Origin of the sequence: Halomonas kalidii (genome assembly GCF_030010475.1) — a bacterium.
In the GTDB taxonomy this organism is placed as follows: Bacteria; Pseudomonadota; Gammaproteobacteria; order Pseudomonadales; family Halomonadaceae; genus Halomonas; species Halomonas heilongjiangensis.
In genome coordinates, this window is the sequence record NZ_JASCQN010000021.1 from 91171 (window position 1) to 111066 (window position 19896).

20 protein-coding genes are annotated in these 19896 nt (G+C 68.6%); 7 read left to right on the plus strand and 13 right to left on the minus strand.

Annotated elements, in window-relative coordinates:
• The first annotated feature begins 54 nt into the window (after positions 1-54).
• Positions 55-1410 carry an MATE family efflux transporter gene (locus QLQ85_RS04075; protein ID WP_282737831.1) on the plus strand — a complete coding sequence of 452 codons (1356 nt, stop codon included), beginning with the start codon at positions 55-57 and terminating at the stop codon, positions 1408-1410.
• Between the two features lie 108 nt (positions 1411-1518).
• Positions 1519-2829 (plus strand): short-chain fatty acid transporter, encoded by a 1311-nt coding sequence (locus QLQ85_RS04080; protein WP_282737832.1) that lies wholly within the window; start codon positions 1519-1521, stop codon positions 2827-2829.
• Between the two features lie 48 nt (positions 2830-2877).
• Here QLQ85_RS04080 and QLQ85_RS04085 read toward each other — a convergent pair whose 3' ends face one another.
• From QLQ85_RS04085 to QLQ85_RS04100, 4 genes are all read right to left on the minus strand, one after another.
• Entirely contained in the window at positions 2878-5013 is a 2136-nt protein-coding gene (locus QLQ85_RS04085) for a TRAP transporter permease (RefSeq protein ID WP_282737833.1), read from the minus strand.
• A 358-nt stretch (positions 5014-5371) separates the two neighbouring features.
• Complete coding sequence (locus tag QLQ85_RS04090; protein WP_282737834.1) at positions 5372-6397, minus strand: TAXI family TRAP transporter solute-binding subunit; 1026 nt, start codon at positions 6395-6397, stop codon at positions 5372-5374.
• Between the two features lie 205 nt (positions 6398-6602).
• Positions 6603-7976 (minus strand): sigma-54-dependent transcriptional regulator, encoded by a 1374-nt coding sequence (locus tag QLQ85_RS04095; RefSeq protein WP_282737835.1) that lies wholly within the window; start codon positions 7974-7976, stop codon positions 6603-6605.
• Positions 7966-9753: a sensor histidine kinase gene (locus QLQ85_RS04100; protein WP_282737836.1), complete on the minus strand. Its 1788-nt coding sequence runs from the start codon at positions 9751-9753 to the stop codon at positions 7966-7968. The genes QLQ85_RS04095 and QLQ85_RS04100 overlap by 11 nt, the downstream gene beginning before the upstream one ends.
• Before the next feature lie 231 nt (positions 9754-9984).
• Here QLQ85_RS04100 and QLQ85_RS04105 point away from each other — a divergent pair, with 231 nt between their 5' ends.
• Positions 9985-10533 carry an acyl-CoA thioesterase gene (locus QLQ85_RS04105; RefSeq protein ID WP_282720004.1) on the plus strand — a complete coding sequence of 183 codons (549 nt, stop codon included), beginning with the start codon at positions 9985-9987 and terminating at the stop codon, positions 10531-10533.
• A 63-nt stretch (positions 10534-10596) separates the two neighbouring features.
• Entirely contained in the window at positions 10597-11604 is a 1008-nt protein-coding gene (locus tag QLQ85_RS04110) for an ion transporter (protein ID WP_282737837.1), read from the plus strand.
• A 16-nt stretch (positions 11605-11620) separates the two neighbouring features.
• On the opposite strand, the gene QLQ85_RS04115 is transcribed toward QLQ85_RS04110, so the two are convergent.
• The 4 genes from QLQ85_RS04115 to QLQ85_RS04130 all read right to left on the minus strand — a co-directional run bounded on the left by QLQ85_RS04115 (position 11621) and on the right by QLQ85_RS04130 (position 13252).
• Complete coding sequence (locus QLQ85_RS04115; protein WP_282737838.1) at positions 11621-11953, minus strand: I78 family peptidase inhibitor; 333 nt, start codon at positions 11951-11953, stop codon at positions 11621-11623.
• 98 nt (positions 11954-12051) lie between these two features.
• Complete coding sequence (locus QLQ85_RS04120) at positions 12052-12183, minus strand: entericidin A/B family lipoprotein (protein ID WP_282737839.1); 132 nt, start codon at positions 12181-12183, stop codon at positions 12052-12054.
• Between the two features lie 104 nt (positions 12184-12287).
• Positions 12288-12419 (minus strand): entericidin A/B family lipoprotein, encoded by a 132-nt coding sequence (locus QLQ85_RS04125; protein ID WP_282720008.1) that lies wholly within the window; start codon positions 12417-12419, stop codon positions 12288-12290.
• Positions 12420-12505: 86 nt separating this feature from the next.
• Entirely contained in the window at positions 12506-13252 is a 747-nt protein-coding gene (locus QLQ85_RS04130) for a sulfite exporter TauE/SafE family protein (protein WP_282737840.1), read from the minus strand.
• Between the two features lie 146 nt (positions 13253-13398).
• On the opposite strand from QLQ85_RS04130, the gene QLQ85_RS04135 reads away from it, so the two are divergent.
• A complete protein-coding gene (locus QLQ85_RS04135; RefSeq protein ID WP_282737841.1) occupies positions 13399-13821 on the plus strand; it encodes an HIT domain-containing protein in 423 nt (140 codons plus the stop codon).
• A gap of 3 nt (positions 13822-13824) precedes the next feature.
• On the opposite strand, the gene QLQ85_RS04140 is transcribed toward QLQ85_RS04135, so the two are convergent.
• Genes QLQ85_RS04140 through QLQ85_RS04155 form a run of 4 tightly spaced genes read right to left on the minus strand, consistent with a single transcriptional unit; the run spans position 13825 to position 16440 of the window.
• A complete protein-coding gene (locus tag QLQ85_RS04140; RefSeq protein WP_282737842.1) occupies positions 13825-14826 on the minus strand; it encodes a nickel/cobalt transporter in 1002 nt (333 codons plus the stop codon).
• On the minus strand, positions 14817-15473 hold the full coding sequence (locus tag QLQ85_RS04145; RefSeq protein WP_282737843.1) for a DUF1007 family protein: 657 nt from the start codon (positions 15471-15473) through the stop codon (positions 14817-14819). The genes QLQ85_RS04140 and QLQ85_RS04145 overlap by 10 nt, the downstream gene beginning before the upstream one ends.
• Positions 15474-15532: 59 nt before the next feature.
• Complete coding sequence (locus QLQ85_RS04150; protein ID WP_282737844.1) at positions 15533-15892, minus strand: hypothetical protein; 360 nt, start codon at positions 15890-15892, stop codon at positions 15533-15535.
• The gene (locus QLQ85_RS04155; RefSeq protein ID WP_282737845.1) at positions 15889-16440 is read right to left on the minus strand and encodes a hypothetical protein; all 552 of its coding nucleotides are present in this window, start codon (positions 16438-16440) and stop codon (positions 15889-15891) included. The genes QLQ85_RS04150 and QLQ85_RS04155 overlap by 4 nt, the downstream gene beginning before the upstream one ends.
• A 130-nt stretch (positions 16441-16570) precedes the next feature.
• Between QLQ85_RS04155 and QLQ85_RS04160 the strand changes: the two genes are divergently transcribed.
• Together QLQ85_RS04160 and QLQ85_RS04165 are read left to right on the plus strand one after the other, a co-directional pair.
• A complete protein-coding gene (locus tag QLQ85_RS04160) occupies positions 16571-17710 on the plus strand; it encodes a glycerate kinase (RefSeq protein WP_282737846.1) in 1140 nt (379 codons plus the stop codon).
• A gap of 140 nt (positions 17711-17850) precedes the next feature.
• Positions 17851-18324, plus strand: coding sequence for a Dps family protein (locus QLQ85_RS04165; RefSeq protein ID WP_102629641.1), 474 nt, complete (start codon positions 17851-17853; stop codon positions 18322-18324).
• A gap of 74 nt (positions 18325-18398) precedes the next feature.
• Here the strand turns inward: QLQ85_RS04165 and rmuC are convergent, their stop codons facing one another.
• Positions 18399-19787, minus strand: a complete 1389-nt coding sequence (gene rmuC, locus QLQ85_RS04170) for a DNA recombination protein RmuC (protein WP_282737847.1) — start codon at positions 19785-19787, stop codon at positions 18399-18401.
• Positions 19788-19896 lie beyond the last annotated feature (109 nt).

The following is a 19896-nucleotide window of genomic DNA, read 5'->3' on the forward strand; positions in this document are numbered from 1 at the left end:
GTTGTGGCCTCCCACCCGCCATGCTGCGCGGTTTCACCGTCAGCGGAAGTCGCCGTGTCACCGTCTCGTGTCGCCCCCGACGCCTCCCCCCGGCGCCTCTGGGCACTGGCCTGGCCGATCATCCTCTCCAACATCACCGTGCCGCTGCTGGGCCTGGTGGACACCGCCGTGGTGGGCCACCTGCCGGATTCGCGCTACCTGGCCGCCGTGACCCTGGGCGCCACCCTGTTCAGCTTCCTCTACTGGGGCTTCGGCTTCCTGCGCATGGGCACCACCGGCCTCACCTCACAGGCGGTGGGACGCGAGAACGACAGCGAGGTGCGCAACCTGCTGGGGCAGTCGCTGCTGCTGGCAGCCGGGATCGGCACGCTGCTGATCCTCTTCTCGAAGCCCTTGATCACCCTCGGCCTGTGGCTGCTCGACGGCAGCGAGATCGCCACCGACCTGGCCACCGAATACGCCCGGATCCGCCTCCTCTCGGCCCCGGCGGTGCTCGCCAACTATGCGATCCTCGGCTGGTTCCTGGGCCAGCAGAACTCGAGGGTGACACTGGCGATCCTGGTGCTCACCAATGGCGTGAACATTGCGCTGGACCTGCTGTTCGTGGTGGGCCTGGGCATGACCAGCGACGGCGTGGCCTGGGCCACGGTGATCGCCGACTACACGGCGCTGGCCTTCGGCGGCTGGCTGGTCTCCCGCCAGCTCGGCCTGCTGGGGGGCCGCTTCCTGAGCGAGCACCTGTGGCGAATCACGGCCTATGCCGAGCTGTTCCAGGTCAATGCCAACCTCTTCGTGCGCACCCTGGGGCTGCTGTTCGCCATGGCCTTCTTCACCTCCCGGGGCGCCGTGCAGGGCGATACCGTGCTGGCCGCCAACGCCGTCCTGTTGCAGTTCATCATGTTGACCAGCTACGCCCTCGACGGCTTCGCCCATGCCACCGAGGCGATCACCGGGCACGCCGTGGGACGCCGGCGCTGGGACGAATTCGGCCGGGCCGTGAAGAGTGCGGCGCTCTTCTCGCTGGCCACCGCCGCCGCTGCCTCGCTGGCCTTCGCCCTGGGCGGCCACCAACTGATCGCCCTGCTCACCGGCCTTCCCGAGGTCCGGGCCACCGCCGGCAACTATCTGCCGTGGATGGTCGCCATGCCGCTGATCGCGGTATGGAGCTACCTGCTCGATGGCGTCTTCATCGGTGCCACAGCGAGCCGCGAGATGCGCAACAGCATCTTCGCCGGCCTCATCGTCTATCTGCCGACCTGGTGGCTGACCCAGGGGCTGGGCAACCACGGCCTGTGGCTCGCCTTCCTCGGTTTCGCCCTGGTGCGCTCGGCGGTGCTGACGGCCTACTACCTCCACTACCGGCGCACCCGCTGGCACGGCCGGGACAGACAGACATGTACCACGCTTTGACACGACATCGCCTTGCCGGCAACGTTGACCGGTCCGATAACGCAACTTTCTGAGATTGCGCTACTTTCCCTGAGAAGCCTCACACACAACTGAAGAAGCGAAGCCGTCATGCTCAAGTTCCTGTCGAGGCCGGCCGTCAAACTGGTCGACCGCTACCTACCGGATCCCTATATCTTCGTGCTGCTGCTGACCATCATCGCCGCCGCCGCCGCCATCGCCGTGGAACGCCAGACCCCGCTGGCGGTGATGCGCTTCTGGGGCGACGGCTTCTGGAACCTGCTGACCTTCTCGATGCAGATGCTGCTGATCCTGGTCACCGGCTTCATGCTGGCCAGTTCGCCGCCGGTCAAGCGCCTGTTGCAGAAGCTCGCCAGCCTGGCCAGGAACGCCGGCGGCGCCATCATCCTGGTCACCCTCGTATCGCTGGCCGCCAGTTGGATCAACTGGGGCTTCGGCCTGGTGGTAGGGGCCCTGTTCGCCAAGGAACTGGCGCGGCTGGTCAGGGTCGACTACCGCCTGCTGGTGGCCAGCGCCTACTCCGGCTTCGTGATCTGGCACGGCGGTCTCGCCGGCTCGATCCCGCTGACCATCGCCACCGAGGATCACTTCACCGCCGACCAGATCGGCGTGATCGGTACCGGCTCGACCATCTTCTCCTTCTTCAACCTGGCCCTCGTCGCCTGCCTGTTCGTCTCCATTCCGCTGGTCAACCGCCTGATGCTTCCCGACGACAAGGAGAGCGTCTACGTCGACCCGAAGTTGCTGGAAGACGACCAACCGACTCGGGTGCGCATCACCCGCCCCGCCGAGCATCTGGAAAACAGCACGACCCTGGCCTGGCTGGTGGGCATCCCCGGGGTGCTCTTCCTGCTCGACCACTTCGTCCTGCGCGGTGGCGGCCTGAACCTGAACGTCGTCAACTTCATGTTCCTGTCCCTGGCCATCGTGCTGCACCGCACCCCACGCAGCCTGCTGACGAGCCTGAACGAGGCGATCAAGGGGGGCGCCGGCATCGTCATCCAGTTCCCCTTCTATGCCGGGATCATGGCCATCATGGTCCAGTCGGGCCTGGCCGAGACCATGTCCGAGTCGTTGATCGCGTTTGCCAGCGAGGCCTCGCTGCCCTTCTGGTCATTCCTCAGCGCCGGTCTCGTCAACCTCTTCGTGCCGTCCGGTGGCGGCCAGTGGGCGGTGCAGGCCCCGGTGATGCTGCCCGCCGCCGAGGCCCTCGGCGCGGACATCCCCCGGATCGCCATGGCCGTGGCCTGGGGCGACGCCTGGACCAACCTGCTGCAGCCCTTCTGGGCCCTGCCGGTGCTCGCCATCGCCGGGCTGAAGGCCAAGGACATCATGGGCTTCTGCCTGGTCCAGTTGCTCATCACCGGCGTCATCATCTCCGTGGGCCTGACCTGGTTCTGATCACGGTTCGCTACCGCCGGGCAGTCCGGCGGTAGCGCCCGCTCGCTGCTAGGCCATCGCCGACCGTGTCGTCACCCGCCCCGCTCGGGCACTCCACATCAAGGCGCCCAGGAACAGCACCACCCCCAGGCCGTCCAGTGCCAGCTGGCCATGGGGCCAGAGCATCAGCGCCCCGATGGGGAACATCGCCAGTCGCAGCCACCACGGCAGCTCGTGCTCCAGGAAGCCCTCGAGCCCGGCAATGATGGCGTAGATGCCGAACAGGGCGAAGGCGAACACCGTGACCATCTCCAGGGGCGTGCCGCCGATCAGTGGCGACCACACGAACAGCAGCGGGATGATGTAGAGCCCCTTGGCGATCTTCCAGGCGGTGAAGCCGGTGCGCATCGGCGGCGTCCTGGCGATGGCGGCGGCGGCGAAGGCGGTCAGGCATACCGGCGGGGTGACGTTGGAGTCCTGGGAGAGCCAGAAGATCACCATGTGGGCCGCCACCAGCAGCATGGTCAGGGTGTGCGGCGACAGGGCCTGCTCGTAGAGTTGATTGCGGAAGTCGTCCGGCACCGCGGCCAGCAGTTCCCGCGCGCTGGCGGCGTCCATCGGCGCCTTGAGGGCCTCCAGGTTCTCCGGGGCGGCCAGCATGAAGATCGCCCGGGCCTGCTCCGGCAGCTCGCCGGCCATCAGCAGATCCACCAGCTGGCCATGGGCCATCAGGCCGTAGAGGGCCGGGGCCGAGAGGGTACCCAGCACGATGTAGGCGGCGGTGACCGGCAGCCCCATGCCCAGTACCAGCGAGGCGATGGCGATCAACACCATGGTGATCAACAGGCTGCCGCCGGCCCAGTCGGTGATCATCAGCGAGAAGGTGTTGCCGATCCCGGTGGTGGAGACCACATTGACGATCAGGCCCACGGTGAGCAGCAGGATCGCCGTGGGCACCATGTTGCGGCTGCCCAGCACCAGAGCCTCGAGGATGGCCTTCGGGGTCATGGGATGCCTGGACAGCCAGGAGGCCACCACCACCGAGAGGATGGCGATGCCGGCGGCATAGGTGGGCGTGAAGCCGTGGATCAGCGAGGCCACCAGCACCACCAGGGGCAACAGGAAGTGCCAGCCCCCCTTGAGCACCTCGAGCAGCCGCGGCGCCTCCTCGGTCTCCACCTGGCGGGCATTGCTGCGCTTGGCCTCGATACGCACGAACATCGCCACCGAGAGGAAGTAGAGCAGGGCCGGCAGGGCCGCCACGCCGATGATGGTCAGGTAGGAGACCTGGGTGTAGGAGGCCATGATGAAGGCGCCGGCGCCCATCACCGGCGGCATCAGCTGCCCCCCGGTGGAGGCCGCCGCCTCGACCCCGGCGGCGAAGCGCGGCGGGAAGCCGGCCTTGCGCATCAGCGGGATGGTGATGACCCCGGTGGAGACGGTGTTGGCCACGCTGGAGCCGGAGACCGAGCCCATCAGCCCCGAGGCGAACACCGCCACGAAGCCGGGTCCACCGATGAAGCGCCCAGCGGCGCAGCGTGCCAGCTGGATGATGAAGTCGCCGGCGCCGGAGCGAACCAGGAAGGCACCGAACAGGATGAACATGAACACATAGGACCAGGAGATGCGGGCGATGGAGCCGAGCATGCCGTCGCCGCCCAGGTAGCTACGGTAGAGCACCGTTTCCCAGGTCAGGCCCGGGAAGCCGAAGACTCCGCCGACGTAGCGACCCCACCAGGCCACATAGGTCAGCGCCACCAGGCACAGCACGGGAATGAACCAGCCGGTGGTGCGACGGGCGAACTCGAGCACCAGGGCCAGGGCGACGATGGAGACGACCCAGTCGGCGGTGGAGAAGCGCACGCCGCGGGCGTAGAGGGCGTCCTCGAAGCCGATCAGGTAGAAGGCGCAGCCCAGCGCGGCCAGGCCGAGCAGGATATCCACCGCAAGCACCAGACGCTGGCCGCCGGCGGAGCGGGCCTTGAGCATCGGCACCGACAGCGCGCAGAGCAGGCCGAACATGCCGAAGTGCAGGGCACTGATCCACACCTCGGAGAGGGTGCTCAGGGTGTTGAAGTAGAGGTGCGACAGGGCCACGACGATGGCCAGGGCAAACAGCGCCCGGCCGAGCCAGGGGTGGTCGAGGCGCTCGCCGGATTCGCTGGCGGCTTCGTCGCGTGCCTCGGGGGGTGACGTTGCGTTCATGGGCTTTCTCACGGAGCTGGCGTGGATGGGGGAGGCGGAAGTTGGCGCAACGGTGGTCTCGGGCGAAACGGGGCTGTCGCCGACGACAAGCCTCCGAGAAGGCGCTGTAAACCCCTCCCTGGGCGCTACATCCTTCATCCCTGAAGGATGACCTTCTCTTCGGCTTGTCCCCGGCCGCCCCTTCGAAGACTCAGTCCACCTGAAGCAAAAAACACAAGGGAGCGCTGATTTACGTCGCGAGCGATGAGAGGCTGGTCGCCGCCGGCGCGCAGCAACCGGAGTTGACTGGCTGCTCAATGAGGATTGCGAGCACCGCCGGCGGCCAGGCTATCGAGCGCAGCAGTAAATCAGGGTTTCCTTAGCCCTCGAGCAGATGCTCGGGGATTTCCAGCCCCTGCTCCTGGAAGTAGCGGGCCGCCCCGGGGTGCAGGGGCATGGGCAGGCCATCCAGGGCACTCTCCAGGGCCATGTCGCGGGTCGCCGGGTGGATGTTGTTGAGGAACGGCAGGTTCTCGAACATCGCCTTGGTGATCTGGTAGACGTGCTCGTCCGGCACGTCGGCGTTGACCACCAGGATGTTGGGCTGGGAAATGGTGTGCACCGCCTCGTCCTGGCCGGGGTAGGTGCCGGCGGGAATCTCGAAGGCGGACCAGACCGGGTACTCGCCGTTGATGCGCTCGAGCTGTTCTGCCGTGACATCCAGAATGGCAATATCGCTGCCCATATTGGCGAAGGCACTGGTCACCGCCGATGCCGGCACCCCGGCCGGGATGTTCATGCCATCGATGTTGCCGTTCTGCATGGAGTCGGCGCTGGGACCGTAACCGAGGTAGGCGAGATCCATCTGCTCCGGGTCGATGTCGAGACCGGCAAGAATCTGCCGACCCGAGCCTTCGGTGCCGGAGTTGCGGGCGCCGATGGAGAAGCCGCGCCCGTAGAGCTGGGCCAGGTCGTCGATGGTGCCGCTCTCCAGGCGGTTGCTGCGCATCACGAAGTGCTCGACGTTCTGCCACAGCATGGAGACCGAGCGCACGTTGTCATAGGCCTTGGGCACCGGGCCTTCGCCGTTCCAGGCCCAGGCGCCGTAGAGGGCCTGGAGGATACCGAACTGGGCCTGGTCGTCGTCCATCAGGCGCAGGTTCTCGGCGGAGCCGGCGGAGCTGATCGCCGAGACGGTGATGTTGTGGGTCGGCTCCAGCTTGACCCGTACCAGGGTGGAGAGGGCCACCCCCACCGGGTAGAAGGTACCCCCGGAGGTGGCGGTGCCCATGATGTACTGGCCGCCTTCGCCGCCATTCTGGGCGCTGGCGCTGGCCGCACCGAGGCCCAGGGTGGCGGCGGTGGCGAGGCCGAGGGCGGACTTGAGGAACTGGCGCTTGTGCATGTGATCGCTCCTGGTCGATAGGACTTGTTATGGTCATGCGCCCAGGGATAGCGAAATGCCTGCCAGTTCCAGAAGATGTCATGCCCTTCAATGGGTTGAACGGTGTATCAGGCGCAACCATGGCCACCGACGGGCGTCGGTCGGCAAGATGTTGCCGATGACGCCCCGACCATCGGCAGGAAATGGCCTCCGGCCCGTGGGCGGATCACGACGCAGGAGGATCGCCTGCCCCGGCCAGGAAGGCTTCGCGGCGCAGCCCATGCTTCTGCATCTTCTGGTTCAGGGTGCGCCGCGGCAGCTCCAGCTCCTCCAGGACCGCCTGGATATTGCCACCATGACGGCCCAGCGACTCACGCAGCAGCGCCGTCTCGAAGGCCGCCAGCTGCGCCGCCAGGGATCCCTCCTCCGGTGCGCCCCGGGCGTGCCACGGCAGCTCCAGCCCGAGGATGAAGCGGGTCGCCATGTTGCGCAGCTCGCGCAGGTTGCCCGGCCACGGGTGGCGGCCCAGGGCGCCCAGGAGCTCGCCATCCGGCTCGCGCGGCGGACGCTGGTGCACCTCGGCGGCCTGACGGCAGAAGTGCTGGAACAGCAGCGGAATGTCCTCGCGCCGCTCGCGCAGCGGCGGGATGCCGAGCTCGGCGATGGCCAGCCGGTAGTAGAGGTCCTCGCGGAAGCGTCCCTCGGCGGCCAGCGCCAGCAGGTCTTCCTTGGTCGCCGCCACCACCCTCAGGTCGACGTGCAGCAGCGCATTGCTGCCCAGCCGGGTGATCTCGCCCTCCTGCAGGGCGCGCAGCAGCTTGACCTGGGCCGCCAGCGGCAACGACTCCACCTCGTCGAGGAACAGGGTGCCGCCGCTGGCATGCTCCAGGATGCCGATGCGCCGTGCGCTGGCCCCGGTGAAGGCCCCCTTCTCGTGGCCGAACAGTTCCGACTCGATCAGCTCCGAGGCGATGGCACCACAGTTGAGGGCAACGAAGGGACCGCTCGCCGCGCCGGCCTCGTGCAGGCAGCGCGCCACTACCTCCTTGCCGCTGCCGGTTTCCCCCTGCACCAGCACATTGGCGCGGGTCGTCGCCAGGTTGGCGAGCTGTTGACGCAGGCGCACCATGCCCGGGGCCTGGCCCAGCAGCCGGGTAGCCAGGCTCCCCTCGCGCAGCGCCTCGCGCAGCCGACGGTTCTCCAGCGCCAGTCGGCGACGCTCCAGGCCGCGCCGCACGCACTCCTCCAGCCGTTCCGGGGCGAAGGGCTTCTCGACGAAGTCCCAGGCGCCGGCCTGCATCGCCTCCACCGCCATGGGCACGTCGCCATGGCCGGTGATCAATATCACGGGCGGCGGATCGTCGAGGGCCTGCAGGGCGCGCAGCAGGGCCAGGCCATCCAGTCCCGGCATCTTGACGTCGCTGACCAGCACGCCGCAGGCATCGCCGGCCTGCAGCGCCTCCAGTGCCGCCTGGCCGCGCGCGAAGGTGCGCACCGCCAGCTCCGAGATCTCCAGCCACTGGCTGAGGGATTCCCGCACGTCGGGGTCATCGTCGACCAGCCAGATCGGCAGGGCACCGGGGCACGCATCATGGCTCATCCTGGCTCTCCCTGATCGAAGACGGGGACGCGGGGGCCGTCGGTTGGGCCCGGGGCAGTTCGACACGGAACCAGGCCCCTCCCGACGGGCGATTGCCGGCGTGGATGCGCCCCCCGAGGTCCTGGACGATGCCATAGCTGATGAACAGCCCCAGTCCCAGGCCATCCCCCACCGCCTTGGTGGTGAAGAACGGATCGAAGAGCTGCTCCAGCAGTTCGTCGGGGATGCCGGTGCCGTTGTCGGCCACCGTCACCACCAGGCGCTCGGCCTCGGCCTCGATGGCGATCTCCAGCCATGGCTCGGCCACCCCGCGCAGGGCATCCAGGGCGTTGCGCAGCAGGTTGGTCAGCAGCTGCTCGACGCGCACCTCGTCGCCCAGCACCCACAGCTCCCCCCCGGGCAGGCGGCGCCGAGGCCGCACGCCCTGCTGTCGGCTGCGCTCCGCCAGCAGCTCGAGGACGAAGTCGAGCCGCGCCACCAGGTCCACCGGCTCCCGGGCCCCGCCCTTGCGGGCAAACAGCTTGAGCTGGCGGATCAGGCCGCCGAGCCGCTCGCAGAGCGCCTGGATACGCTGGAAGTTGTCGTCGGCGGCCTCGGGGCGCCCGCGATCCAGCAGCCGCTGGCCATTGGCCGCATAGGTACGGATCCCCGAGAGCGGCTGGTTGAGTTCGTGGGCGATGCCGGCGGCCATGGTGCCCAGGGCCGCCAGCTTGCCGGCCTGCACCAGCTCCGCCTGGGCCTCCTGCAGCTCCCGGGTGCGCTCCACCACTCGCGCCTCCAGGCGCTCGTTGGCCTCGCGGATGATCATCGCCTCACGCTCCCGCAGCCGCTGGCGCTTCTGCCGTTCGCGCAGCCACAGCGCCAGCAACAGCAGTGCCACCCACACCGCCACGCCCCCCATCAGGGCATTGCGGGCACTGACATAGAGCGGTCGCACCGGCATCAGGTAGTGCATCGTCCAGCCCAGGGTCTCCAGCGCCAGGGTAGTGTCGACCAGGCGCTCACCGAGTCCCGCTCCCCCTACCAGCAGCGAATCGTCCCGCAGGCGTCGCCCCAGCGGCTCGAGCGGCTCGCCCATGAACTGGCGCTGGCGACGGATCTCCTCGCGGGCCTGCGGGGTCAGCTCCCTCAGGCGGCGATAGCGCCACTCCGGGCGGCTGGAGAGGATCACCACCCCGTTGGCATCGGTGAGCAGCACCTTCTCGCCGGCCCGGCGCCAGTCCGCCTGCAGGGCCTCCAGCGAGACCTTGGCCACCAGCACACCCTGGGCCGCATCCGGGACGCCGGCCCCCACCGCGGCGGAGACGAAATAGCCGGGGCGCCCGGTGGTGCTCCCCACGGCGAAGAACTCCCCCTGTCCCGTGGTCATGGCCTCGTAGAAGTAGGGGCGGAAGCGATAGTCATAACCCACGAAGCTGTCGGCCTCGGCATGGTTGCTGCTGGCCAGGGTCCGGCCCTCGGCGTCCAGCAGGAAGATCACCTCGGCACCGGAGCGTTCGGCCACCAGCGCCAGGAAGGCATTGACCTGGGGCACGAAGATCCCGGTGGGATCGACTAGCGCCGCTTGTATCTGGGGCTGGTGGGCGAGCAGTCCCGGCAGGTAGCTGAAACGCTCGAGGGCCCCCTGCAGGCTGCTGCCGTAGAGCGACAGCCGGTTGTCGGCGTGGCGACGCGCCTCCGCCTCCGACTGGGCATACTGCCACTGCCACAGCCACCAGAGGCTGGCCAGCGCCACCCCGACCAGGCACAGGAGCGGCAGGCGTCGCCACCGGCTCAAGGCCGCGGCCCCGGGCGAGGTGGCGGCCCCGGTCGAGGTAGAGGCATAGTCGGCATCGGGTGCGACGGCCTCATGGCATCTCCTCCTCTCCGGTCGACGCCGCGGCGTCGATATCGACGATGTCGGGATCATACCACCCCGACAGGGAGCCGGCGCTGAGCCGATGACACCCATCCCATCTCGCGGCCAAGGCGTTATGCTGTGGTAAACCCGATAAAGGAAAGTGCCCCGATGGACGAACATGCCCTGCCCGGCCAGCACGAGCTGACCATGACCGTGCTGATGACCCCCGACATGGCCAACTTCAGCGGCAAGGTGCACGGCGGCGCCATCCTCAAGAAGCTCGACGAGGTGGCCTATGCCTGCGCCAGCCGCTACTCCGGCCACTACGTGGTGACCCTCTCGGTGGACCAGGTGCGTTTCAAGCAGCCGATTCACGTCGGCGAGCTGGTCACCTTCCTGGCCAGCGTCAACCACGTGGGTCGCTCCTCCATGGAGATCGGCATCAAGGTGGTCGCCGAGGACATCCAGCAGAAGATGATCCGCCATACCAACAGCTGCTACCTGACCATGGTAGCGGTGGACGGCGACGGCCAGCCGGCCCGGGTGCCGCCGCTGTCGCTCGCGACTCCTCAGCAGAAGCTACGCTTCGAGAAGGCCGCGCTGCGCAAGAAGCTGCGCAAGCAGGCCGAGGAGGAGGAACGCCGCACCCAGCAGCACCACGATGATGGCAAGTCCCGTGCCACCGTCCGCCATGGCGACGATGCGGTGCCCCGCTGACCCATGCGGCAGCCGTGGCTCCGGCGGCTCTCGCACCTCTTCACCAGGGCACAAGGAGGCGCCATGTCCCCCTCGCTCCCCGATCGAGGACCACGATCGTCCCTGCTGGAGCGCATCCACCTGGCCTGGGACCTGCTCGTCATCGTGCTGGTCGTCGCCAACCTGGCGCTGCTGCTGTTCGACAGCCTGCTCCTGCTACCGCCGCTGAATGCCGCCTTCGAGGCCGTGGCGCCGAGGCTGCATGACGCCTACGACCGCCATGTCCATGCCAACTTCGTCGCCATCGACCTGGCCTTCGTGGCGGTCTTCGTGCTCGACGTTCTGCTGGGCTGGGCCGCGGCCATCCTCGAGCGCCGCTACCACCGCTGGTTCTTCTACCCCTTCGTGCACTGGTACGACGTGCTGGGCTGCATCCCGGTGGGCGGCTTCCGGCTGCTGCGGGTGCTGCGCGTCGTCTCGTTGCTGCACCGGCTACAGCGGCTGGGACTGATCGATATCCGCCGCTGGCGGCTGTACGGCGTCTACGCCAAGTACTACGACATCCTGATGGAGGAACTCTCGGACCGTATCGCCCTGCGCCTGCTGGACAACATCCAGGACCAGGTCCGCGGCAGCGATTCCCTGTCGACGCGCCTCGCCGAGGACGTGGTGATGCCGCGCAAGCAGCAGTTGATCCACGAGATCAGCCGACGCCTGGAGGAGATGGTCGACAGCGCCTACCGGACCAATCGCGGCGAGCTGATGCGCTACATCAGCGCCCTGGTCGGCCGAACCCTGGCGGAGAACCCCGAGATGAAGCGCCTCCGGCGCCTGCCGCTGGGCGGCCAGGTGGCCGGGGCCCTGGACGACTCGCTGAGCGATATCGCCTGCCGCCTGGTGCACGAAGCCATCGAGGGCCTGCGCTCGCAGGAGTTCAACTTGCTGGTGGAACACCTCGCCGACAGCGGCTTCGAGGCCTGGCTGCGGGTCGACGACCATACCGATCGGGTCACCGAGCAGGTGCTCGTCGACATGCTGGAGGTGATCAAGGAGCGGGTCGCCCGCCAGCGCTGGAAGCAGCGCTACGAATGAGGCGTCCGGGCGCGGGTCACCCGCAGCCGATATCGGTGATCACACCGTCCTCGTCCAGGCGGACATTGAGACGATCGCCCCGGTACTCGAGGGTATGGGCCTCGCCGGGACGCATCACCCGGAGCACGCCGGCCCCGCTTTCGCTGCGGATCGAATCGCCCAGCGACTCGTCGTAGTGGCGACCCACGCGATCCTGGACACGGCCGGCACCGCAGGCATCTCCCCCTTCGGTGACGCGGGGAGGCGGCGGAGCCGGTTCACGCGGCGCATTCGACTGCATCATGGCCGTACACCCGGCCAACAGCAAGGCTCCACCAAGCGTCGAGAGGGACTTCAAGGGCATGATCATCGGGGGCCTCCTTGGCAGATGATGCAGGCAGTATACACGCGAGAACGGGCATACCTGCCGGTATGCCCGCTCGATGCCGACCCGACGCCGGCGGCTGATCAGTAAGTGGACTCCTGTACGGCTTCACCACCGCGCTCGACATCCTCGCCGGCGCCTTCGATGGTGTTGCAACCCGTCAGCACACTGGCTGTCATCAGCAGGGCGAAGCTCATGGCAATGGCTTTCCTCATGGCATGATCTCCTTGTCAGGGACGAGTCATCCATTCCTGGTCCGTGTCGAAATGGCCACTTCAGCCTAGCAGCCAAGCCATCGCCGTGCCTAATGCCAGTGGGGTCATTCCGCCTGCCGCTGGATCGCCTCGCCGCCGCTTTCGATGTCCTCCCCCGCCCCACGCATGGTGTTGCAGCCGGAAAGTAGCGACAGCGTGAACAGTGACAACATGAGAACCGCCAGCATGCGTTTCATATCGAACTCCTGGCTCCACGAGGGGCCTGCCATACGGCCCCGTACGCTTTCACTCTAGCACCGTCTGGCGGGAAGGAAAGGCGTTCTCAGCCGAGCAGCAGTCGCAGGATGATCGCGGCGATCACGGCGATGGTCAGCCATTTGACCCACAGGGCGCCGCGCGGGCTGACGTTCACCTTCACGCCGAGCCAGGCACCGAGCATGCTGCCGACGGCCAGCACCAGACCGTAGCCCCAGCGTACCTGGTCGTGATAGAGGAAAACCGCCAGCGCCGGCAGGGTATAGACCAGGATGATCAGCACCTTGAAGGCGTTCACTTGGCCCAGGTCGATCCTGAGCATGCGGTAGAGCACCACGATGAACAGGATCCCCACCCCTACCTGGATGAAGCCGCCGTAGAGCCCGATGGCGAACATCGCCAGGTAGACCAGCGGGGTGAGGCGATCGGCGGTCAGCGGGCGCGTGTCCAGGCGTGGCTGGGGCAGCAGCATCAGCACCGCCGAGCCGGCCATCACGACGACCAGCAGGGTCTCGAAGAGGGCATCGCTAACCCTGAGTGCCAGCCAGGCCCCGAGCAGCGAACCGGCCACCGCCGGCACCGAGAGCCGCAGGCTCAACCCGACGTGACGGGCACTGGCGCGCAGGAAGCTGGCCACCGCCGAGACACTCTGCAGCACGATGGAGACCCGGTTGGTGCCGTTGGCGACCTGGGGCGAGAGGCCGAGAAACATCAGCAGCGGCAGGGTCAGCATCGAACCACCCGCCGAGAGCACGTTGATGAAGCCGGCCACCATGCCGATCACCAGCAGTGCCAACCCCTCGAGAAGCGTCATGCGGGATTCCCTTCCACGTCGGTCAAAAGGCGCCGCCCAGCATAGCCGGCGCAGGCGCCAAGGGGAAATCGAGGCGTCGAGCCTGCCTGTCTGTGCCATGATGCTCAGCAGGCAAGGAGAGACCCACGAGAACAAGGAGGCCAGTGATGTCCGATTTCGAACCGGATGCCCGCCTGGTGGAGGACAGCTACCCGGTGACCGAACTGCCGCTGTGCCAGCTACGGCTGATGAACGATGCCCGCTACCCTTGGCTGGTGCTGGTGCCGCGTCGCCACGGCATCAGCGAGGTGTACCAGCTCGACGACGCCGAACAGCAACAACTGTGGCGCGAGGCCACCGCGGTGGGGCGCGCCCTCAAGGAGTGCCTCCAGGGCGACAAGCTCAATATCGCCAGCCTCGGCAACGTGGTCGCCCAGTTGCATGTCCATGTGATCGTCCGACGCCACGGCGATGCGGCCTGGCCGGCACCGGTGTGGGGTCAGGGCGAACCAGAGCCCTACGATCTGGACACCCTGGCCGCCATGCGCGATCAGTTGCTGGCGCAGATAGAGGGACTGGAATTCGCCTGACGCTCACCCCCCGAAGGGGTGGCGGCTTCCCCCTTCGCTGGCTCCCCGGGCAGGCGGTTCTCCCAGCAGGGGCGTACTCGTCGGCTGGCTGACCCCGGTGATCGACAGCGAGACGCCCAATACCACGATGGCCAGGCCACCGCCCAGGGCCGCCCAGCTCAACAGCCGGCCGGCACGGCCCTGGCGGGCGAGACGGCGCTCGGCCCACCCCCGCGCCACCACGCTGGCCAGGGCCAGCCCCGAGACCGTCAGCGCCGTACCCAGCGACATCACCAGCACCGCCGCCACCCCGACCGGAAACTGCCCCAGCAGGGCCGCGGCCCCCAGCAGCAGCACGCCGCCGCTGCAGGGCCGGATACCGATGGCCACCACCGTGGCCAGGGCGGTGCGCCAGTCGCTCGCCTGCCGGGGATCCACATGATGATGGCCCCCGCAGCACCCGTGCGAGTGGCCGTGCCCGGGTTCATGGGCCTGGGGGCCCTCCGCCGCTACCGGTAGCGGTCGACGCAGCTGGCGGATGGCGCGCAGGCAGAGCCAGGCCCCCAGCAGCGCCACCATCACGAAGCTCGCCTGCTCCACCCAGATCACGCTGCCCATGGCCTGGCGGGTCAACCAGCCCAGGCCATGGACCAGCACCGCGACCAGGGTAATGGCCACCAGCCCCTGCAGCAGGGAAGCGGCGCACGAGAGCCCCAGGGCACGGCGCACGGCGCCCCCCTGGGAGAGCAGGTAGGTGGTCAGCACCGCCTTGCCGTGACCGGGCCCGGCGGCATGGAAGACCCCGTAGCCGAAGCTGATCCCGAGCAGGGTGACCCAGGTGGCCAGCGAAGGGGTACCGGAAAGGTCGGTGATGGCCAGGGTCAAGGCACGGTGGAAGTCGCGCTGCCAGGCCACCAGTTGCAGGCTCAACGACTGGAAATCACCCAGCACGAACAGTCGATAGCCCAGGGCCGTCAGCAGTAACGCCCCCGCCGCCAGCAGCAGCGCTCTTCCCGTCAGCCGCATGTCACCTCCCCTGTCTCGGCGAAGTGACGGCCCAGCCCCGGCTCGGCCTCGTCGGTGACATCCAGCGTCGCGGCCTCCATCACCCGCTCCGGGTCCGGGTCGGGAGGGACGATGCCGGTGACACACTCCCGACCGCTCACCACCAGGGAGTCGTCGAGGGACTCGCCGTTGTCATCCTCGTGCACCACCTCGATGTAGTAGCTCGGGTCGAACACCTGGTAGCGCAGCGTCTCTCCACCCAGCGCCAGCGGCTCGGCCAGCGGCAGCAGGAAGACGAACTCGACCCGGCCGTCCCGCTCCATCACGGTGTACTCGTCGACCTCGTCGAGGGCCACCTTCTCGCCATCCAGGCGCAGTTCGGTGAAATACCCCTGGGGCGCCAGGTTGTCGCGTATCTCCACACCCAGTTGGTCGAGGCCCGCCTCGAGCCCCTCCTCGCCCGCTGCCTGGCCGAGCTCCTCGAGCACCACCAGGCTGTAGAAGGGGTCCATGCGCCAGGATTGATGGAGGGCCTCCAGGCGGCCATCGTCGTCGAACACGAGTCGCATGCGCAGGTCGATCCAGCCGTGGGGATGGGCCTGCGCCGGGGCCGCGAGTGACAGAGCGAGCGCCAGCAGGAGCACGCCGGCGAGGAGATGGCGGAGCATAGCGAAGGTCATTGGCGAACTTGCCCTCATGGTGAGTCGAAAAAGGGATCCATGACACATCAGGGCAAGAGTCCCAGCCGATCCTGGAGTTCCACGAGGAGGGGATCGAGGGTATGGGGCGCCATGGGCCGCCCTCCCCGGCTGGCCGAGACGCTGACCCGACTGTCAGCGCCCTGCGCGCCGACCTGCAACTGGACCCGATAGCCGGGCCAGCGGGCCAGTACCGCCTCCACACGCGCCAGCTCGTCGTCGGCATGGCGAATCACATAGCCGCGATCCATCAACACCTCCATGGCCGCCGCCAGGGTGGCCTCCGGCGAAGCCGCGAAATCCAGCTCCCGTGGCTCGGGAGCCGGCACCGGTGTGGCGCAGCCTGCCAGCCAGAGCATCGCCAGCATCACGAGCAGCCGTACCCTCATGGCGCCTCCCCTGCCGGCATGGCCTCGATGGCGCGGTGCAGGCGGCTGCAGAAGTCGGTGGCGCTGGCGCTTCGCGACTGGCGTAGCTCGCCCCGCCAATCGAACACCTGGATGTCCCGGGACACGCGCACCTCCTCCGGGCCAGCGACCAGCGAAACCCGCTCCAGCTCGGTGGCATCGCGCGTCATGCTGCTGGCGCCGCCGAAGCCCACCATGATCCCCACACCGCTGAAGCCACCACGGTGGCCGCCCAGCCCATAGTGACCGAAGAAGCCGCTACGCTCCCAAGGGTCGTCGAAGCCGCCATACCCGGGCAGTATCCGGCTGCGCTCGGCACTGACCAACCCCAGCGACATGTCGGTATGGCGGACCAGGAAGCCATCGGCCTCCAGCGCCGACACGGCGCGGCGCAGCAGGGACTCGGGCGAAGCGCCGTCGGCCGGCCAGCGACACTCGGCGGCCGGCCGAGGCTCGGCCATCGGCAAGGCGGAAGGAGCGGTCTGACAGCCGGCCAGCACCAACAGCAGCGGCAACAACCAGAGGCGCATGGGCAATCTCCCGGTGGTGAATGCATGGCAGTGTACGCACGACGCCGGCGGAGTGAAAACGTTCCGGGGCTTCAGCACACCGCCCGCGACCGCTAAGCTGGGGCGAGGATCCGTGACACGAGCGCCCTCAATGAAGATTCTCATCTGCCCGGATAGTTTCAAGGATGCCCTGTCGGCTGCCGAGGCCGCCCGCGCCATCGCCTGCGGCATCGCCCGCACCGGGGGCGAGGTCGTGACCCTCGAATGCCCGCTGGCCGACGGTGGTGAAGGCAGCCTGGATGCCCTGATCGCCGCCACCGGGGCCGAGCGGCGCACGGCCGAGGTCCATGATGCCCTGGGCCGCCCGACCCGGGCGGATTGGGGCTGGCACCCGGCCAGTCGCACCGCCTATGTGGAGCTGGCCGAGGCCAGCGGCCTGCAGCAGTTGACCCCGGGCGAGCGTACCGCCCTGCACAGCACTACGCGCGGCGTCGGCGAGCTGATCCGGGCGGCGCTCGATGCCGGCGCCGAGCGGCTGCTGCTGACGCTGGGCGGCAGCGCCACCAACGATGGCGGCGCCGGGATGCTCGCTGCCCTGGGCGCCCGGCTGCTGGACGCCCAGGGCCACGAGCTCGCTCCCGGCGGCGCGGCGCTCGAGCGACTCGCCGGGCTCGACCTTTCCGGCCTCGACCCGCGCCTGGCCGGGCTGGCCGTGGAAGCCGCGGTGGATGTGGACAACCCGCTGTTGGGCGAGCGGGGCGCCAGCACGGTGTTCGGCCCCCAGAAGGGTGCCACGGCGGCCGACGTCGAGCGGCTGGATGCGGCGCTGGCGCACTTCGCCGACCTCGCCGCCGAGGCGCTGGGCGAGGACCACCGTGACCTGGCCGGTGCCGGTGCCGCTGGTGGCATGGGCTTCGCCGCCCGAGCCTTCCTCGGCGCCGAGCTGCGCCCCGGCATCGAGCTGGTGATGGCCCAGGCCGGCTTCGACGCCCTGCTCGGGGACGCCGACCTGGTGATCACCGGCGAGGGCCAGCTCGACGGCCAGAGCCTGGGCGGCAAGACGCCGGTCGGGGTGGCGCGGGCGGCCCGCCGCCGGGGCGTGCCGGTGGTGGTGCTGGCCGGGCGACTGGCCCCGGGCTGGCAGGCGGCCTTCGACGAGGGAGTCAGCGCCGCCTTCGCCCTCGCCGATGGCCCCATGGCCCTCGACGAGGCGCTGGAACGCTGCGCCGAGCTGCTGGCCGACCGGGCCGAGAGCCTGGTGCGGCTGTTGAGGGCGATGCCCGGGGCGTGAGACGGCCCCCTTGAAATCCCGGGTGCCCAGCGGCATGTCCTGTCATGCAGCAACGCTATGGAAGCGATCGCCAGAATTCGCTTATCCGCTGCCCGGGCAGCGGTTTACACTCGCCCCATCGCGATCAAGGAGGCATTCGCATGAGCGACACCAACACCATCGGCCTGCACCAGGCCAGCGCCAGCCAGTTGGCCGAGAAACTCAACGAGCTGCTGGCCAACTACCAGATCTTCTACATGAACGTGCGTGGCTACCACTGGAACGTGAAGGGCCGGCAGTTCTTCCAGCTCCACGAGAAGTTCGAGGAGCTCTACACCGACCTGCTGACCAAGGTCGACGAGGTCGCCGAGCGCATCCTGACCCTGGGTCACCAGCCGGTGCACGCCTACAGCGACTACGTGAAGGTCTCGAAGATCACCGAGGACAAGAACGTCCACGACGGCGAGGCCTGCGTGCGTGGCGTGCTCGAGGGCTACCAGACCCTGATCGAGCTGCAGCGCGAGCTCCTCTCGCTGGCTTCCGACGCCGACGACGAGGGCACCGCCGCCCAGGCCGGCGACTATATCCGCGAGCAGGAGAAGACCGTCTGGATGCTCGGCGCCTATCTCGGCTGAACCACCGCCCCCCCTCGTGACGTCACGACGCCGCCCCTCCGGGCGGCGTCATCGTATCCGTGCCGGCCCTGGCCTCATGCCTCGTCGTCGGCGTCACTCCCCGCCGCCTCCTCCTCGGCGACGCGTCGCAGGTGGGCCGGCAGCGGCTTTTTCATGCGCACTCCCAGCCGCTGCAGCTCTCCGGCCTGGGCGACCAGGCTGCCCTGGCCGGTGGAAAGCCGTCCCATCGCCTGGCGATGGCTCTCTCGGGCGCGCTCCAGATGGCGCCCCATGTCCTCCAGGCTCTCGACGAAGCCGCTGAACTTGGTCAATAGTCGCTCGGCCCGCTCACCGATCAGCCGCGCGTTGTCGTTCTGACGCTCCAGGCTCCACAGCCCTGCCACGGTGCGCAGGCTGGCCAGCAGGGTCGTGGGGGTGACCAGCACCACCTGGCGGGAGAAGGCATCCTGGAAGAGCTCGGGGTCGCGCTCGAAGGCGGCGGCGAAGGCCGGTTCCACCGGCACGAAGAGGAACACGAAATCCGGTGAATTGAGACCCGGCAGGTCGGGGTAGGCCTTGGCCGACAGGCCGCCGACATGGTCGCGCAGCGACTGCAGATGCGCCTTCAGCGCCGCCTCGCGCTCGGCGTCGTCGTCGGCGTTGACCACCCGGGTCCAGGCGGTCAGCGACACCTTGGCGTCGATGATCAGGTGGCGCCCCTCGGGCAGGTAGATCACCGCATCGGGGCGCTGGCGGCCCTGCTCGCCGTGCAGCGAGACCTCGCGGCGATACTCGATGTCGCGTCGCAGGCCACTGCGTTCGAGCACCGTCTCGAGCATCAGCTCGCCCCAGTTGCCCTGCATCTTGCGGTCGCCCTTGAGGGCCCGGGCCAGCTCATTGGCCTCGTCGCCCAGGCGGGCGTTGAGCCCGGCCAACTGCTCGAGCTGGGCCTTGAGCGAACCGCGCTCCCGCTGCTCCTGGCCGTGCAGCTCCTCGACCCGGCGACGAAACTGGTCGACCTGCTCACGGAAAGGCCGCAACAGTGCCTCCAGGCTGTCGCGGCTCTGCGCGCTGAAGGCGCGCTGGCGATCCTCGAAGATGCGCCCGGCGAGCTGGTGGAACTCCTCCTTGAGCCCGGCCCGCGCCTCCTCGAGCAGCGCCAGTTGCTCGCGGTGGCGGCTGGCCAGCTGGTCCCGTTCCGTCTCGAGCCGCGCACAGCGCTCACGCCGCTCGGCCAACTGCTCCCGGGCAGCGGCCAGCGCCGCCTCGGTGGCCTCGAGCCGTTCGCGGCTGGCGTCGAGCTGGGCATCGCTGTGGGCCAGTTCCTGCTCGAGCCGCCGGGTGGCGGCCTCGCCTTCGGTCCGGGCCCCCGCCAGGGCGACGAGACGCCGGCGCCAGACCATCGCCCAGCCACTCGCCACCAGCAGCAGCCCCCCCAGCACCGCCGCCACCAGCCAGCCGGTCTCCTGCAACTGCTCGATCATCGCGTCCTCGAATGTGGAGAGAATCGGGAAAAGCCTGCCATATCAGCGAACACTGTTCGAGCGACGCTCGTCGGGGACTATACTCCCATCAGGTACGCAGGGGTGAATC

Bases quoted from the DNA above. Each gene is read 5' to 3' on its own strand.
- QLQ85_RS04080 (WP_282737832.1), top strand. From the start codon at position 1,519: ATGCTCAAGTTCCTGTCGAGGCCGGCCGTCAAACTGGTCGACCGCTAC.
- QLQ85_RS04085 (WP_282737833.1), bottom strand. From the start codon at position 5,013: ATGAACGCAACGTCACCCCCCGAGGCACGCGACGAAGCCGCCAGCGAA.
- QLQ85_RS04090 (WP_282737834.1), bottom strand. From the start codon at position 6,397: ATGCACAAGCGCCAGTTCCTCAAGTCCGCCCTCGGCCTCGCCACCGCC.
- QLQ85_RS04095 (WP_282737835.1), bottom strand. From the start codon at position 7,976: ATGAGCCATGATGCGTGCCCCGGTGCCCTGCCGATCTGGCTGGTCGAC.
- QLQ85_RS04105 (WP_282720004.1), top strand. From the start codon at position 9,985: ATGGACGAACATGCCCTGCCCGGCCAGCACGAGCTGACCATGACCGTG.
- QLQ85_RS04110 (WP_282737837.1), top strand. From the start codon at position 10,597: ATGTCCCCCTCGCTCCCCGATCGAGGACCACGATCGTCCCTGCTGGAG.
- QLQ85_RS04115 (WP_282737838.1), bottom strand. From the start codon at position 11,953: ATGATCATGCCCTTGAAGTCCCTCTCGACGCTTGGTGGAGCCTTGCTG.
- QLQ85_RS04120 (WP_282737839.1), bottom strand. From the start codon at position 12,183: ATGAGGAAAGCCATTGCCATGAGCTTCGCCCTGCTGATGACAGCCAGT.
- QLQ85_RS04125 (WP_282720008.1), bottom strand. From the start codon at position 12,419: ATGAAACGCATGCTGGCGGTTCTCATGTTGTCACTGTTCACGCTGTCG.
- QLQ85_RS04130 (WP_282737840.1), bottom strand. From the start codon at position 13,252: ATGACGCTTCTCGAGGGGTTGGCACTGCTGGTGATCGGCATGGTGGCC.
- QLQ85_RS04135 (WP_282737841.1), top strand. From the start codon at position 13,399: ATGTCCGATTTCGAACCGGATGCCCGCCTGGTGGAGGACAGCTACCCG.
- QLQ85_RS04140 (WP_282737842.1), bottom strand. From the start codon at position 14,826: ATGCGGCTGACGGGAAGAGCGCTGCTGCTGGCGGCGGGGGCGTTACTG.
- QLQ85_RS04145 (WP_282737843.1), bottom strand. From the start codon at position 15,473: ATGCTCCGCCATCTCCTCGCCGGCGTGCTCCTGCTGGCGCTCGCTCTG.
- QLQ85_RS04150 (WP_282737844.1), bottom strand. From the start codon at position 15,892: ATGAGGGTACGGCTGCTCGTGATGCTGGCGATGCTCTGGCTGGCAGGC.
- QLQ85_RS04155 (WP_282737845.1), bottom strand. From the start codon at position 16,440: ATGCGCCTCTGGTTGTTGCCGCTGCTGTTGGTGCTGGCCGGCTGTCAG.
- QLQ85_RS04160 (WP_282737846.1), top strand. From the start codon at position 16,571: ATGAAGATTCTCATCTGCCCGGATAGTTTCAAGGATGCCCTGTCGGCT.
- QLQ85_RS04165 (WP_102629641.1), top strand. From the start codon at position 17,851: ATGAGCGACACCAACACCATCGGCCTGCACCAGGCCAGCGCCAGCCAG.
- rmuC (WP_282737847.1), bottom strand. From the start codon at position 19,787: ATGATCGAGCAGTTGCAGGAGACCGGCTGGCTGGTGGCGGCGGTGCTG.